Raw genomic sequence first — 15,922 nt, forward strand, 5'->3', positions numbered from 1 at the left:
ACCGGTAGAGTCAGGACTCACCCGAGGTGAGGGAGGCACCGTGTCTGTCGGTCCGGCTCACGATGAACCACTCCCGCCCGGCACTCTCGTCGGGCGTCATCGCGTCGATCGACTGCTCCGCCGGCGCCCGGTGGGTGACGACTATCTGGCAACGGTCCTCCACCCTGGGGCCGGGGACCCACGGACGGCGGGTTCACCTCCCGATCGGGTCATGCTCACCGTCGTCGACCGGAGCACCTCGGCCGGCCCTGGCTTTCGCAGCTGGTTCCCGCTGGCGGTCGAAAGGGCTTCCACGATGGGGCATCCCGCGATCGCGCAGGTCGCCGGTCACGGTTACGCCGACGGTCGGGCCTGGGTGGCGATCGAACCCGTGCCCGCGTCCGACGCAGCACTGCTGATCCGCCGCCATCCCGACGGCATCGACATCGATCTCGCGGTACGCATCATCACCGTCGTGGGCGACGCGCTCGATGCCGCACACCGCCGACGACTGGTCCACGGCAACGTCTCCCCGGCCGACATCCTGCTCGCCGAGCCCGGCGACCTGACCGGTTCCGCCGCGGCGACCCCTGGTGTCGTCACGCTCACCGGTTTCGGACTGACCGCCCCAGGACACGACGGCCAGATGCCGCATCCGGCAGGCGATGTCGCCGCACTGGGCCGCACGCTGGTCGAATTGCTCACCGGCACAGGATCGGTCGCGCGGCATCGGGTGTCGGGGGCGGTCTCGCCGGCCTTCTACGCCGTGCTGGCCCGCGCCCTCGACCCCGATTCCGACCACCGCTACCGCACCTGCGCGGAGTTCGTCCGCGCCGCCGAGCTCGCCCTGCATCTCACGCACACCGACGGCGAACCAGCGACCGAGGTCATCGCCGCGGGCACGCCCGGGCCCGACCGCGGCGTCCCGCGGGTGTTCACGCCCGCCGGTCATCCGGACCGGCCGACAGAGGTCGACACCGAGCGGCGCCGGGCGGTCGCGACACCGCCGACACCGCCGCCGGTCTCCGCATCGCCGCGTCGACGGCGCTGGATCGCACCGATCCTCGTCGCCGCGGTGATCGTCGCCCTCGTCGTCGGAACGCTGATCCTGCTCGGTGCGAGCACCACCCGGCCGCCGTGGCCGTCGGCCGTCGCTCCCATCGCCGCGACCTTCCCCCAACTCCTGCCCGAGACACCGGAGTCGACGGGATGGCGAGGTGCCCGCTGCGAGGCCGTCCTCCGCGACGGGGTGGACGGCATCTCGTGTACCGACGACGCGAATGTCGGGTTCGTGGTGTGGCGCACACCCACGCCTCCGACACGTGCCGCGGTCACCGCCGGCCTGAAAGGCTATCCGGGAGACGAGATCAGCTGGCGGGACGGACCGGCGTCGGCGAGCCGGGACAGCGTCGTGGACGGCTGGGTCGTCACGAATTTCGCCGGGTCACCGCGTGCGACATACACCGTGGTGACCACGTGGCCCGGACACACCGGCCGCGAGATCCTCGACGACTGGTGGCGCACCGCTCCGCTGGGCTGACCGAACCCGACGACCACCCCACCCGCACAGCAACCGGCGAGCCCTGGTCAGCGGCCCCGGAGCGCGTCGATGCGGACCGCGACCTCCATCGCGGTCGACGGCCTCGTTCCGGCGAGCGCGAGACAGTTCGCGATGAGGGTGCGCTCGTCGCGATCCAGGTTCTCCGACAGTGCCGGCGGGGTCGACAGCGCGGCCCGGATCGCCAGCAGCGGTTGGGTGTCCGGCACCTCCCCGTACACCCCGTCGCCGGTGAGGGCGCGATGCAGGCACGCACCGAGCGACCAGATGTCGGTCGCACGCGAGGGCACGTCACCCGCCAGCAGCGCCGGGTCCATGTACTGCACCGCACCGGGCTGGGCGAAGCTCGTGATGGGCTCGTCGGCGGCGAGGACCCGGGCCAGGCCGAGATCGGAGATCTTACCGCCGGTCTCGGTGACCATGATGCTCGACGGTGTGATGTTGGCGTGCGCGATCCCGGCCTCGTGCAGTGCGTCGACGCCGCGTGCCGCGTCGGCGATCGCCGCCAGCTTCTCGTCCCGGCTGAGCTCGCGCGCCGGACTGCCCAGCGAACCGAGCGGGAAGTACTCCATCGCGTACATGAACTGCCCCTGCAGCACCGCGTCGTAGAGGCCCGCCAGGAACGGCGACACGACGGCGGCGAACGCCCGCAGTTCACGCACCCCTCGACGGTAGGCGTCGTCGCTGCAGACGCCGCTGAAGACCTTCACCACCACGCGGTCGGTGCCCAGTCCCAGTCGCGCGGGCGGGACGGCGAGGTAGAACGTGCCGTTGCCGCCGATGCCGAGCTTCTCGAGCACCGTGAAATCCGCCAGCTGCTGCGGGATCTCGACTGTCGCCATGTCAGGGCCTCTCCGATGATGAACCGATGTTCGGGCTGGACGTGTCGGGCGCCGCTCGCGACGGCGTGGGTTGCGCGGCCGGTGTCGAGCGGTAGAGATCCGCGACGCGGTCACCGAGCGATTCCTCGCTCGTCCCGGTGTTGTCGACGACGGTGACCGGAACCGGCGCGCCCTGTCTACTCTCGTCCGCCGCGGCCACGGTGAACGACACGGACTCGTCCCGATGCCGGCGAGGATCCTGGACCGACACCGAAACCCCCTGCTCGGCAACGGCGTTGAGGTCGGCAAGCCACCGGCGTCGGGAACCGGAGGCCACGATGGTCAGCGACCGTGACCCGAAGAGCGCCAGCCCGGCGGCCATCAGCACAGCGGTGCGGCCGCTGCGACTGTCGGCGGCGACACAGGTGACGGTGCTGCGACTCGGAGCAACCGCGGCATCGGCGGTCTCGTCGATGACGGCGACCGGAGCCGACCGCAGTGACCCGCCGAGGGAGAGGTCCGCGCTGTCCACGACGATGATGTCGGCATTCGCGTTCTCCGACATCGCGTCGAGGTCGACGGCCGGGTCGGCGCTGAACCGGCACAGGACCGAGACCGAACCCGCGCCGGTCAGCGACGAGCCCAGCTCGTTGAGCTTCTCCACGGCCGAGGCGATCGCCGCGAAGTCCGGCACCACCGGGATCCCGACCTCGAGCGGACGGGCGGCACGATCCGGCGCAGTGAGCAGACCGGCCAGCACGACGTCGAATCCGGTGGCGCAGTCGAGCATTCGACGATGCCGTGCCCGTAGATCCGCGACCGTCCCGACGGGGTCGCGGATCAGCACCAGGACCCGCGGCGCGGTGGCGGTGGCCAGTGCGCGGCGTTCGGCTGCCGCGATGTCGTTGGCCACCACCTTGTCCGGATACACCACCCGCAGCAAGGGCTCGGTCAGGATCGTGGTCACGAGCGCCATCACCACGAGCATCGCGAACAGCTCGTCGCTCAGCACGCCGAGCTCACGGCCGGCGGCGAGGATCACGAGCTCGGTGAGTCCTCTCGTGTTCATGAGCACCGCGATGGCCGCGCTCTGCCTGGTGGGTATGGCGCTCACCCGCGCGCCGGCATAGGCACCGACGAACTTGCCCGCGATCGCGACGAGGAGAACCAGGAGCAACTGCCCCAACCCGGCGAGCCCGATCTCGGTGAGGTCGACGTTGAGGCCGGTGACGACGAAGAACATCGGCAGCAGGAGCAGCACGCTCGCCTGCTCGAGTCGCTCGAGGATCTCCCGGTGCAGTTGCTCGGCCCCCACCTTGGGCATGACCGCGCCGAACACGAAGGCGCCGAAGATCTGGTGGATGCCGATGACATCGGTCGCCGCCGCCGAGAGGAACAGCCCGATCAGGATGACCGCCAGAATGTCCGGGGTCAGCCGGCCCGCGGCGTCGCGCCAGACGATCAGCTTCGCCAGCAATGGCCGCACCACGCCGAACATCACCGCCGCGTACACGAGCGTGAGTCCGACGATCTTCGCGACCTCCAGCGGACTGCCGCCCTGGATGATCGCGATGATGAAGGCCAGCAGAGTCCACGCCAGGATGTCGTCGATCGCGGCGGCGGCAAGGCTGAACACACCGGGGACGGTGCGCATCATCCCGCGATCGGTGAGGATGCGCGCGAGCACCGGGAAGGCGGTGATCGACATGGCGACGCCCATGAACAGCACCATCCCGAGCCGTTCGATCTCCATGCCCCCGACCATGTTGTGCGAGGGATAGAGCAGCAGTCCGAGCGCGGCACCGAGGCCGAACGGCAAGGCGATCGAGAACGCCGAGATGCTCGCGGCCGCACGTTCTCGTCCCTTGGTCAGCCGCATGTCCAGTTCGAGACCGACGATGAACATGAACAGCACGAGGCCGATCTGCGCGAGTGCACCCAACAACGGCCGGACGTCGTCGGGGAACAACCACTCGTCGGGGTTGCCGGGCAGGAGTCCCAGCAGGCTGGGACCCAGCGCGATCCCGGCGGCGATCTCGCCGACGACGGCCGGCTGACGGCACGCACGCGCGATCATCCCACCCACTCGGGCGGCGGCGATGACGATCGCGACGTCGAGCAGCAGGAAGGCGATCGTGTGTTTCTCCATGGCCTCGGATCCGTTCGCTCAGATGCGCGCGTGGTGTGACTCGAAGATGAAGTGCCGTCCGCCTATTCGGACGTGCGATCCGGGCACCAGCACGTGGGCACGATGCGGCAGCAGGCGGGTCTCGCGGTTGCCGTTGCTGGGATCGGCGACGAAGGTGCCGTTGGCCGACCCGAGGTCGACCAGCTGCACCGTCCACTCCACCAGCCGGATCTCCACGTGACGCCGCGAGAGCTGACCGGTTTCGTCCTGGACGCGAATCGGTTTGGGCGAGCCCGCCGATCCGCCACCGGCCGACCCCGGCTCCCGGCCGATGACCAGGTCCTCGTCGAGCAGGAAGGTGAATCCGTTGTCGAGCAGCAACCAGCCCAGCGGCGGCCGCTCCCCCTCGACGAGGAAGGTCGTCAGCTGGTCCATCCGGATCCCGCACACCCCGCACAGCCACGACTGCGGATGGTTCAGATGGCCTCGCGAACAACGTATCCCGTGCACCATGGCCCGTGACGCCTCGATCTTGACGACCTCGGTCGCGGGCTTCTGGTGCTCCTCCTTGGGCAGGGGCGCGCGCGGTTCGAGGGGTTCGGCGAACGGGTTCGGCGCGGGTGCGGGCTCGATGTGCGGCCGGTCACCCGGCGGTGTCGCGTCCCGCGGAGCCGGCTCCGGCTGACGAGGTCCGGGCGGCGACAACGGCTCGCGCTCGAAGGGACCGCCGAGCGGAGTCGAGGTGAACGGCAGTGGGTCCGATGCCGGCAGGCCGGCGCCGGGGGCCATCCGTTCGGTGGTACCCATGGGGTCCGGCTCCGGTGTCGCGGAGCGGTGGTCCCCGACGGGTTCGACGTCGAGGTCCGGGCTCGCCGGCCGGGGCGGCAGGTCGTCGAAGGGTGACCTCTTCCGGATCGGTTCGGGCGCAGGGGTTTCGGGAGCAGGAGGTTCGGGCGCAGGGAGTTCGGACACAGGGGGTTGGGGCTTCTCGTCTTCCGGATCGTCGAGATCCCGCAGTGCTTCGGTCGGCGGACCCGGGTCCGGATCGGGTCGGGACGGTTCGACCACCCTGTCCGGCCCCGGCTGTGCCGGTCGCTGGGGCGCCGATCGCTGGGGTACCGCATGGAACTCGGTGCCGCGCAGGCCCAGTGGGGTGTGCAGCAGCGCGCCCGCGGCGGGCACCATTCCCTCGACGAGGTCGAATCGCTCCTCGCCGACTTCGGCGGGTTCCGTGCCGGCGAGGTAGAGCCCGAGCCCCTCGTACGGCCACGGCACGGCGCGGTCGTAGGTGTCGCCGGCAGCCGGCTCCATCCGCTTGCCGTCGGTCTCCCCGTAGACCCGGCCGGACAGGAAGATCGCGATGCCGGCACTGTCGGGTGCGGCGAACGCGATGTCGACCGGTTCGTCGGCGGTGGCCACCAGTTGCGCCAGCGCCCGCACGAGGTGCCGGCCGCGTCGCGGCATCGAATCCGGCACGGACACCGCTGATTCGATGTCGAGGAGGTCGGTGGTGAACGACGTCGGCACCGTGTCGGCCATCAGACACAGGAACGCCGGCGTGCGGATCACGACCCCCGCGCCGGGGATCAGCGTCACGGTCGGTGTGACGCTGGGAATGTCACCCGGAATGGTCACAGGAACCGGCCTCCCTGGAATCGCCAGTGCGGGAAGACGGCGCGCAGTGGCCCGTTGACCGCCACCCACACGAGGAGCCACGTGGTCACGAACTGGACCGAGAACACGAAGGGCGACGGTTTCAGCGACTCCGGGATCACTCCCGTGCCGTCGATCACGATCCACACGAGGATGCCCTCGTTGATCGCGGTGAGGAGTCCGAACAGCGTCGGCCAGTCCTTCTCCCAGCGGAACTGCTGCAGGAAGTGGTACAGGAACTCCCAGAGCACGCCGAGGACGATGACGGTGACGAGGACGGTGAAGGCGACCCGGTAGACGTCGGCGATCGACGGGTCCCCCGAGGAGATCAGCCACAGGAACGGGACGAGCACGATGGTCCACAGACCGCCGAGGATGCCGAGCACGAACACGCGGGTCTGGATTCGCCCCCACAGGGTGGGCAACATGTCAGTCGACTCCCTTGTTGTTCATCCAGCGCCACCACTGGGCCGTCGATCGCCAGGGCGTCAGTCGCTTGCAGAATCCCTGCCGGGCGAGGTCGTCCACGATCTCCAGGGCGGCGATCTGCAGACCGAGGAACGTGTCGACGCCGGGAAAGTAACCGCCGAGCGTCGCGCTGCCGGAGGCGTAGAGCTTGCCGTTGCCGCTACGGGTGCCCTTCAGCTCGAAGTCGCGTTCGACGTCCATGCGGCCGACCGGGTTGATGCCGGCACCGGTGTGGTCGAGCAGGTCGCGCAGCAGGCGGTGCTCGCGCACATCGGCTTCGAGTCCGGTGCAGTCGATCACGTAGTCGGCATAGATCTCGAAGGTCCCGTCGGGCCGGTGTTCCTGCCGGATCGGTGCGTGCGGGTCGACCCGCACCGTGGTCACCACCCCCTGCCCGCCCGCGGCCGGCACCAGGCTCTCCGCCTTGCCGACGGCGACGCGGTACCAGCCCTCGCGCCGCCCGCGGGCCAGTTGTTCCTGCCAGTCGTCGCGGACGGGTGTGTTGGTGCCGCCCATCTGCTTGTACGCCTCGGCGCGCTCGTGCCCCTCGAGCTTGCGCATACGGGCCTTGAGCTGCCCGCCCCACACCGACTTCGGGTAGTTGAAGCCCTGGTAGGCCCAGCCGTCCTTGCCCTTGCGCCGCATGAAGATGTGCGGCCCGTGCGGCTTGTCGTAGTACGTGCGGAAGAGATGCACGATCTGCGTCTGCAGTCCATATGCGTCGCGGTCGTCGATGAGCCGCTGCAGGACCCTGGAGGCGACGATCCCCGCTCCGCGGATCACCACGGTGCCGGGCTTGCGCTGCAGGGACTGGTAGATGTGCTCGTGGGACTCGTAGGCGTTGACGACCTTGCTGGCGTCGCGGTAGGTCTCCCGGAAGGCCTGCAGATCGGGCAGGAGTTTGATGCCGGGGTATCCGATCGCGACATGGACCCACTGACTGCGGAAGGCCACTCGCTTCGTGGGCGAAGTCCCTTGTGGCGGTGTGAGAATCGTGAAGTAGCCGCCACCGGCGCGGCGTCGGATCATGCGGACCTGACCGCGGTGCAGGCACTTCAGGTAACCGATGCGCTCGCACTCCTTCTCCATCGAGGCGAACGCCTGCCCGGCCTTCGGTGTGTAGAAGTTCGCGAAGACGGGTTCCACCAGCACATTCCAGAGTGGCTTGAACTTCTTGTCCGCCCACGCCTCCCGGACGGCATAGGAGGGGAAGCCCCAGATGTTGTCCGGGGTCGACGCCGAGTCGGAGCGCAAGCGCTCCCCGCGCGGGATCTGCGACACCCGCGTCAGGTACTCGTAGCTGTGCCACGGCACGTCCTGTGGTCCGAGTACGGCGATCCGATCGAGCGGCACCCCGCTGATCCGCAGATAGTCGACGGTCACGAACGAGCCGATACCGGACCCGACCGTCACGAACGGGACGTCGACGACCGGGATGCCCGCGGCTTCGACCATCGCGTCGGTCCAGACGTCGGTGCCGATGAGCTCCGGGGTCAGATCACCCACGATGCCGGCGGGTCCGGGCGCGCCCCGGTGGGGCGACTGCGGCGCCCGCCGCGGCATCGGGCCGGGTGGGGGCGGCGGGGTCGGCCGTCGTGGGCCGGGCGCCGGCTGCGCGGGCCCGGGCTGCCGCGGACCCGGCCGGGGCCCGCCCGGCTGGGGCCCGCCCGGCTGGGGAACGACACGCGTGGGACCCTGCGGCGGCTGGTTCACGACCGGCTCCGGGCCCGGATCACGTCCGCGGACAGCCCGCGGCGGTGGGCGCAGGCGGAATGCGTCGCGCCCCGCAAGCGCTGGGACGCGCGAACACAACGGGACATCGCTCCTCCAGGTGAGCAGGCACGGGCACGGATGGTGCGGTAACTCTAACCCGCGCACGGGGTCCCGACGGCGTTATATAACTCGAACGAATTACACCCGTCTCACCAGGTCAGCCGCCGAAGTCGCGCGGCGGCCGATGCGGCTGCCGGCACATACACCGAGCCATTGTGCCGGTACCTAATGTGACATCGAGTGTTGACAAAGTAGGCGTCGCCGAAATACGTTCGGATCATCCGCTGTGGTCTGTTTCACCGACCGAGCCGCCCACCCCGAAGGGATGCGACGATGACGAAAGCACTGACCCCGACCGACCGGGAGCACGGGGCCCCCACCCGCTACGTGCCGCAGCACGACAAGTCCGGCAGCGACCACGACTACGGGCAGGTCCTCGACGATCTGTCCGCAGCCTCGGTCCATCGCAACTTCGATCCCTATGTCGACATCGACTGGGATGCGCCGCACATGGCGATCGTCGAGAACGACCCCCGGTGGATCCTGTCCTACGAGGTCGATCCCATCGGCCGGCACCCGTGGTACCAGCAGCTCCCCCAGGAGAAGCAGATCGAGATAGGCATGTGGCGTCAGGCCAATGTCGCCAAGGTCGGGCTGCAGTTCGAGTCGATCCTTATCCGCGGCTTGATGCAGTACAGCTTCAAACTCCCCAACGGCGCGCGCGAATTTCGTTACACCACGCACGAATCCAAGGAGGAGTGCAACCACACCCTGATGTTCCAGGAGTTCATCAACCGCACCGGGGTGGACGTGCCGGGCGCCAAGATCGGCTACCGGCTGATCTCTCCGTTCGTCCCGCTCGTCTCGACCGTCTTCCCCACCCTGTTCTTCTTCGGGGTCCTCGGCGGCGAGGAGCCGATCGACCACATCCAGAAGGACTTCCTGCGTACCCGCGCCAGCCTGCATCCCACGATGGCCGCGGTCATGCAGTTGCATGTCGCCGAAGAGGCACGCCACATCTCCTTCGCCCATCACCTGATCCGCGAGCAGGTTCCGCAGCGCGGACGCATCCAGCGGTTCCTGTTGTCGCTCATGCTCCCGCTGACGATGCGCATCCTCTGCGGCGCCATCGTGGTGCCCCCGCGGAGCTTCGCCAAGCGGTTCGACGTGCCCGACGAGGTCATGAAGGACATCTTCTGGCGCTCACCGGAATCAAAGCGGTTCCTGCGTAACGTGTTCGGCGACGTCCGCATGCTCGGTGAGCAGAGTGGGCTGATGAATCCCGTCTCGCGTCTGCTGTGGCGCGCGCTCGGTATCAGCGGCCGCCCCTCGCGGTTCCGCAGCGAACCCACCTACACCGCGGCCTGAGCCGAACTCCACGCGAGTAGAACCCGAGACCAATGCCTCACGTCGTCACCCAGGCGTGCTGCGGTGACGCGTCGTGCGTGTACGCATGCCCCGTCAACTGCATCCACCCCACACCCGAAGAGCCCGATTTCGGCATCGCCGAGATGCTCTACATCGATCCCGCGACCTGCGTCGACTGCGGCGCCTGTGTCAGTGCGTGCCCGGTCGGCGCCATCGTCCCCGGACATCGCCTGCCGGCGGGCCAGGAACGGTTCGTCGAGGTCAACGCGACCCAGTACCACGATCCGGTCGACGGGGCCGCCCGCTTCCCCGTCGACCCCGCCCGTCGCCTGCCCCTCGCACCCATCGACCGTCCGCGGCAGCTGGCCGTCGACACCTCGATCTCCATCGGCATCGTGGGCTCCGGTCCCTCGGCGATGTACGCGGCCGACGAGCTGCTGCGGCAGCCGCAGATCTCGGTCACCATGTACGAACGCCTCGACCGGCCGTTCGGGCTGGCGCGCTTCGGCGTCGCGCCCGATCACCTGCACACGCGCAAGGTGATGCAGTTGTTCGACGACATCGCGCGCAACCCGCGTCTGGAGATCCTGCTCAACACCGAGGTCGGGCGTGATCTCACGCTGGCCGACCTGCGGGGCCGGCACCAGGGCGTCATCTGGGCCGGCGGCGCCCCGACGGATCGCCAACTCGCGCTGCCCGGATTCGATCGACCGGGTGTGTCCAGCGCGACCTCCTTCGTGGGCTGGTACAACGGCCACCCCGACTTCACCGACCTCGACGTCGACCTGGACACCGAGCGTGTCGTGGTCGTGGGCAACGGCAACGTCGCCCTCGATGTCGCGCGCATCCTCGTCGCCGACCCGGACACTCTCGCCGCGACCGACATCTCCCGTCCGGCCCTGGCGACACTGCGGGCCTCGTCGGTGCACGAGGTGGTCGTGATGGGCCGCCGCGGGCCCGCCCACGCGGCGTTCACCCTGCCCGAGCTCATCGGCCTGGTGGATTCGGGTGTCCCGGTCACCGTCGACGCCGCCGACCTCGCGTTGCCCGCACCTGCCGGCCTCGACGCCACCGTCCGCGCCAAACTCGAGATCCTCGCCGAGTGCGCCGCGCGCCCCGAACCCGACGGCCGCCGAATCCGGTTGGCGTTCTTCACCTCGCCAGTGGAAGTGGCCGTCGGCCCGGACGGTCGCGCGAGCTCGCTGATCGTCGGTCGTAACCGTCCCGTCCTCGACGACTCCGGAGTCGCGGTGGGCATCGAACCCACCGGCGACACCACCGCGCTCGGGACCGGACTGGTCCTCACCTCGGTCGGCTACCGCGGTGTCGCGGTCCCCGGTCTGCCGTTCGACGACGCTGCCGGGGTCATCCCGCACATCGACGGGCGTGTCCTCGACGGGACCGAACCCGTGCCGGGCATGTACGTGACGGGGTGGATCAAGCGCGGCCCGTCGGGCTTCATCGGCACCAACAAGACCGACTCCGCGCAGACCGTCGCGTCGTTGCTCGACGACCTCGAAGCGAGCGACCCAGACGTCTCGGCACCGCGCCGGCGTCGGCTCTTCGGCCGACGCCCGGGTGCCGCCTCGCCGTTGCCGGAGTCGACGGCGGGACCGCTGCACTAGATTGCAGCCATGGGGCCCGCGTATCAGCGCACCACCGTGCGCGCCGATCTGTCCGACCTTCCCGCCGATGTCGCCGCCACGCTGCGCGACCACGCCGACTCCAGGCAGCTCACCGTCACCGATGACCTGCCGGCGTGGATCACCCGTAGCATCAACCCGCCGTCGACCTCGTTCCTCGGCAAGGTCTTCGGGCGACGCAGCAATCCGGTCGACCCCGACTCCGAACACCAGACACTGATCGTGCTGCACCCGACCCACCTGATCGTCGTCGTGTCCGGGGCGAAGCGCGGGGTCGCGGCGTTGTCGTGTCCGCTGGCCGTCGCGTCGATGTCGTCGACCCCCTCGGTTCCGGAATCGGACGGATTCTCGGTGACCGGGTTCGCCGGTGACGGCGGGCGTCCGGGCAGCTTCTACCTCGGGACCGGGGAGCCGGCCGGGCCGGAATGCCGCGACGCCGTGCACGCGGCCATCGTCGCAGCGAAGAATCCGTGACGCCGCGAACACCGCCGTCTCGCGACCCGCCCTCGGTATCACGCTCGCCCTGATCTCATCGGCGTGCTTCGGTATCTCCGGCGTGCTGGCCCGGGCCATGATCGAGGCCGGGTGGTCGGCCGGCGCGACCGTCACGGTTCGCATCGCGCTCGGTGGTCTGGTGCTGGCCGTACCCGGCCTGCTCGCCTTCCGCGACCGTCGACAGCCCATCCCCGACCGGCCCAGCCGCCGGTCGTGGGCGGTGCTCGTCAGCTACGGGCTCCTCGCGGTGGCGGGCTGTCAGCTCGCCTACTTCTATGCGGTGACCTACCTGCAGGTCGGCGTCGCGTTGCTCATCGAGTACACCGCACCGGTCGCGGTGCTGGTGTGGATGTGGTTGCGGCACGGTCAGCGTCCGGGACGTGTCACCGTCCTCGGCGCGGCGCTCGCCATCGGTGGACTGGCCCTCGTCCTCGACCTGACCGGGGACGTCCCGATCAGTGCTGTCGGGGTGCTGTGGGCGCTCGCGGCGATGGTGGGGGCAGCGGCCTACTTCGTGATCTCGGCCGATGACCGCACGGGCTGGCCCCCGCTCAGCCTCGCCGCCGGCGGCCTGCTGATCGGGGCGCTGGCCCTGGTCGGCGCCGGACTGACCGGACTCCTGCCGATGAGCACGACGACCGTTCCGGTTCGCGTCGGTGAGCTCGAGGTGGCCTGGTGGGTGCCGCTGGTCTTGCTCGGTGTGGTCTCGGCAGCCATGGCCTACGGGTTCGGCATCGCGGGTGGCCGTCTTCTCGGCGCCCGCGTGATGTCCTTCGTCGCGCTGTCCGAGGTGCTGTTCGCGGTGGTCTTCGCCTGGCTGGTTCTCGACGAGTTGCCGGCACCGATCCAACTCGCCGGCGGACTGCTCATCGTGCTCGGCGTCATCTGCGTCCGACTCGGCGAAGCCGTCCCGGCGCGGTCACGCGAATGAGAATCGTCCCGGCGCGGTCGCGCGAGTGAGAATCATTGTGCGCATTTGTGAATAATGTTGCGCACGTTGCACATCTGTCCACAGTTCGGCGTGTTGGAAAGGAATGTGTCGCACGTCGCAACGGGCCGGGGTAGTCTCGTGCCCCATGTGGGGGGAGGAACCACGCGCGACGGGGATGTTCTCGAGGTTTGACTACATCGACGCCGCGCTCACGACTGGGGATCGCTTCATCGATCTCGTGCTCGGGGTCGACGACCCCGACACCCGGCTCGCCGATGTCCCCGGCTGGACACTGACCGATTGCGTCGGTCATGTCGCGGTGGCACCGTCGCGCTTCCTCGAACTCGCCCGCGGCGAGGGTGAATGGTGCTCGTCCGCGGTCGACCTGCCCGACTTCAACGCCAAACAGATCGCCAACCTGCCCACCCGGGACGTGCGGCAGCTGTGCCGTCGACTGACCGACGACCTGCATGAACTCGTCGACGAGGTGTCACACTTTCACGCCCAGGTCCCCAAGATGCACTTCGACGGCGACCGCCTCATCCGGGCCGACGCCGCCCTCGGGCTGCTGATCGGCGAGTTCGTGGTGCACGCCCACGACATCGCCCGAGCGGTCGGGGCCCGCTGGTGGGTCGAGCCCGAGGTGGTCATGATGGTCCTTCGTGCCCGCCAGCACATCCTGCCGAGCTGGGTCGATCCCGTGAACGCCGCCGGGCACTCCGGCACCTACGACATCCGGCTGCGCGGGTGCGGCGAACGCCACGTCTACGAGTTCACCGACGGTGAGCTGCAGATCGATCCGCCGGATCCACGCCGGCCCGACGTCCACATCAGCGTCGACCCCGCCACGGCCCTGCTCGCCGGCTACGGCCGCGTGTCACCGGGGTGGATAGGCCTCACCGGCAAGGGGATCGCCTGGGGCGCCCGCCCGTGGCTCGCCTCGCGGCTGGCCCAGCGGTTCCTGCCGGCCTGATCGGCCGGCCCGAACAAGCGGCGAGCCCTCCCCGCTCCCTGAGGTGCGAGGAGCGAAAGCGACGAGCCTTGAAGGGCGGCAACCGAAGTCGCCGCCCCTCGAGGCTCGCTACGCTCGCACCTCGGGGGACACAGAGGGCTCGCTACGCTCGCACCTCGGGGGACACAGAGGGCTCGCTACGCTCGCCCTACGGCGAGCATTGTTGTTCGATTGTCGCGGCTGACGCCCCGGTCAGCGACCGGCAGGCGAACCGGCCGGGCGGCTCACGCGGCGTCCCTGCCCGCGGCCGGTTGCTCGCGGCTGGTCGCCGGCACGCGAGTGTCCCGCGCCTCGACCCTGTCCGCCTGTCCGTGCTTCCGACGAGCGCGAACCGCCCGCGCGTGAGTCACTCCGGACCGGGCGGCCGCGGCCCTCGCCGCGTGTGCCGCGTGAGTCACTGCCACCGGCGCTCCGGTTCTCACCGCGGGCGCCGCCGTTACCGCCCTGGCCTCGGCCACGGCCACCGCGTCGACTCCCCTGTGACCGGCCACCCTGGGAGCGACCGCCCTGCGAGCCGCCACCCTGAGCTGAGCCGCCACGAGCGGCCTCTGCCGCGGCGCGTGCCGCAGCGGACACGCGGGGCGCGCGCTCGCCGACGAGTTCGTCGACGGCAGCCGATGTGGCGGCCACGGAGACGGGGGTCACCTTGATCTTGGCCTTGCGCAGCAGCTGCGCGACCTCGCGACGCTGCTCGTGCAGACAGACGGTGACCACGTCGCCGGCCGACCCGGCGCGAGCCGTACGGCCCGAGCGATGCAGGTATGCCTTGTGCTCGGCCGGCGGGTCGACGTGCACGACGAGTTCGATGCCGTCGACGTGTACGCCGCGGGCGGCGACGTCGGTGGCGACGAGGACCCGGATGTCACCCTGACCGAATGCGGCGAGGTTGCGGTCACGCTGCGCCTGGCTGAGGTTGCCGTGCAGGTCGACGGCGGGGATGCCGGACTCGGTCAGCTTCTTGGCGAGCTTCTTGGCCTGGTGCTTGGTGCGCATGAACAGGATGCGGCGACCGGTGCCGGAGGCGAGTTCGGTGACGAGATCCTGCTTGTCCGACGAGGAGACCTCGAAGACGTGGTGGGTCATCGCGGCGACCGGCGACTCCGCCGAATCGACCGAATGCAACACCGGGTTGTCGAGGAAGCGCTTGGCGAGCTTGTCGACGCCGTTGTCCAGCGTGGCCGAGAACAGCATCCGCTGGCCGCCTGCGGGAGTCGCGGCCAGGATCTTGGTCACGACCGGCAGGAAGCCGAGGTCGGCCATGTGGTCGGCCTCGTCGATCACGGTGATCTCGACCTCGTCCAGACGGACGATGCCCTGGCGCATCAGGTCCTCGAGGCGTCCGGGGCAGGCGACGACGATGTCGACACCGCGGCGGAACGCCTGCTCCTGGCGGGTCTGCTTGACCCCGCCGAAGACGGTGGTGACGGTGAGCCCCACGGACGCGGCGAGAGGTTCGACGACGGCGGCGATCTGGGTCGCGAGTTCACGCGTCGGCGCCAGGATCAGGCCGGTGGGTGCTCCCACGTAACGCTTGACCTGCATCTCGGCCAGGCCGGCGACGAGAGGGATGGAGAAGGCGAGGGTCTTGCCGGAGCCGGTCTTGCCGCGGCCCAGGACATCCTTGCCGTCGAGGGTGTCCGGCAGGGTGTCTGCCTGGATCGGAAAGGCGTCGGTCTTGCCCTGCGAGGCGAGAACCTTGACGAGTTCGGCTGGAACACCGAGCGATTCGAACGACACTCCCGGAGACACCGCAGCGGCGTCGGAAGAGGTGGTCGTCGGGTTTTCGAGTACAGCAGTCATGTGGTGTGCAGGTGTCTTCCTGTGCTTGGCACGCGAACAGCACGACTGACGTGCGAGGGCGGTGCCGGTGGCGAACACGCGGGTGCGCGAGCTCGTTCGCCGTATGAAGTCAATGGCAGGTGGCCGACCGGTGTCGGAATCTCCAACCTGCGAGAGAGGCGTTCTACGACGCTAGACGCGGCCGGTACGGGCGCATCACTTTCAGCAACAGTACGCGTCGGTAATCGATACCGCGAATCGCTGTGATGCAGGTCGCGTTTGGAACCGTGGGCGACGGCCCCGGACTGCGCGAC

The 15,922-nt window shown here is 69.5% G+C and carries 12 protein-coding genes; 6 read left to right on the plus strand and 6 right to left on the minus strand.

The genetic code is table 11. The annotated features are described in order from the left end of the window. The first annotated feature begins 40 nt into the window (after positions 1 to 40). Positions 41 to 1,519 (plus strand): hypothetical protein, encoded by a 1,479-nt coding sequence (locus AMD30_RS08315; RefSeq protein ID WP_055475311.1) that lies wholly within the window; start codon positions 41 to 43, stop codon positions 1,517 to 1,519. 47 nt (positions 1,520 to 1,566) lie between these two features. Here the strand turns inward: AMD30_RS08315 and AMD30_RS08320 are convergent, their stop codons facing one another. From AMD30_RS08320 to AMD30_RS08340, 5 genes are read right to left on the minus strand one after another with little or no spacing between them, the layout of a single operon-like run. After that, positions 1,567 to 2,379, minus strand: a complete 813-nt coding sequence (locus AMD30_RS08320) for a protein kinase domain-containing protein (RefSeq protein ID WP_055475312.1) — start codon at positions 2,377 to 2,379, stop codon at positions 1,567 to 1,569. A gap of 1 nt (position 2,380) precedes the next feature. Further along, the gene (locus AMD30_RS08325) at positions 2,381 to 4,507 is read right to left on the minus strand and encodes a cation:proton antiporter (RefSeq protein WP_055475313.1); all 2,127 of its coding nucleotides are present in this window, start codon (positions 4,505 to 4,507) and stop codon (positions 2,381 to 2,383) included. Positions 4,508 to 4,525: 18 nt separating this feature from the next. After that, positions 4,526 to 6,121, minus strand: a complete 1,596-nt coding sequence (locus tag AMD30_RS08330; protein ID WP_055475314.1) for an FHA domain-containing protein — start codon at positions 6,119 to 6,121, stop codon at positions 4,526 to 4,528. Then, positions 6,118 to 6,567 (minus strand): hypothetical protein, encoded by a 450-nt coding sequence (locus tag AMD30_RS08335; RefSeq protein WP_010844407.1) that lies wholly within the window; start codon positions 6,565 to 6,567, stop codon positions 6,118 to 6,120. The genes AMD30_RS08330 and AMD30_RS08335 overlap by 4 nt, the downstream gene beginning before the upstream one ends. 1 nt (position 6,568) lies before the next feature. Continuing rightward, positions 6,569 to 8,170, minus strand: a complete 1,602-nt coding sequence (locus tag AMD30_RS08340) for a hypothetical protein (RefSeq protein ID WP_044506259.1) — start codon at positions 8,168 to 8,170, stop codon at positions 6,569 to 6,571. Between the two features lie 543 nt (positions 8,171 to 8,713). Here AMD30_RS08340 and AMD30_RS08345 point away from each other — a divergent pair. The 5 genes from AMD30_RS08345 (at position 8,714) to AMD30_RS08365 (ending at position 13,790) form a co-directional block, all read left to right on the plus strand. Next, a complete protein-coding gene (locus tag AMD30_RS08345; protein WP_055475315.1) occupies positions 8,714 to 9,748 on the plus strand; it encodes an AurF N-oxygenase family protein in 1,035 nt (344 codons plus the stop codon). A gap of 32 nt (positions 9,749 to 9,780) precedes the next feature. After that, positions 9,781 to 11,373: a 4Fe-4S binding protein gene (locus AMD30_RS08350; protein ID WP_055475316.1), complete on the plus strand. Its 1,593-nt coding sequence runs from the start codon at positions 9,781 to 9,783 to the stop codon at positions 11,371 to 11,373. 9 nt (positions 11,374 to 11,382) lie between these two features. Then, entirely contained in the window at positions 11,383 to 11,865 is a 483-nt protein-coding gene (locus tag AMD30_RS08355; protein WP_055475317.1) for a hypothetical protein, read from the plus strand. Continuing rightward, positions 11,858 to 12,817 (plus strand): EamA family transporter, encoded by a 960-nt coding sequence (locus AMD30_RS08360; RefSeq protein ID WP_055475362.1) that lies wholly within the window; start codon positions 11,858 to 11,860, stop codon positions 12,815 to 12,817. The genes AMD30_RS08355 and AMD30_RS08360 overlap by 8 nt, the downstream gene beginning before the upstream one ends. A gap of 145 nt (positions 12,818 to 12,962) precedes the next feature. Beyond that, positions 12,963 to 13,790: a maleylpyruvate isomerase N-terminal domain-containing protein gene (locus AMD30_RS08365; protein ID WP_035717764.1), complete on the plus strand. Its 828-nt coding sequence runs from the start codon at positions 12,963 to 12,965 to the stop codon at positions 13,788 to 13,790. A gap of 231 nt (positions 13,791 to 14,021) precedes the next feature. On the opposite strand, the gene AMD30_RS08370 is transcribed toward AMD30_RS08365, so the two are convergent. Continuing rightward, positions 14,022 to 15,629: a DEAD/DEAH box helicase gene (locus AMD30_RS08370; protein ID WP_055475363.1), complete on the minus strand. Its 1,608-nt coding sequence runs from the start codon at positions 15,627 to 15,629 to the stop codon at positions 14,022 to 14,024. Positions 15,630 to 15,922 lie beyond the last annotated feature (293 nt).

Origin of the sequence: Gordonia sp. HS-NH1 (genome assembly GCF_001418765.1) — a bacterium.
Classification (GTDB): domain Bacteria; phylum Actinomycetota; class Actinomycetes; order Mycobacteriales; family Mycobacteriaceae; genus Gordonia.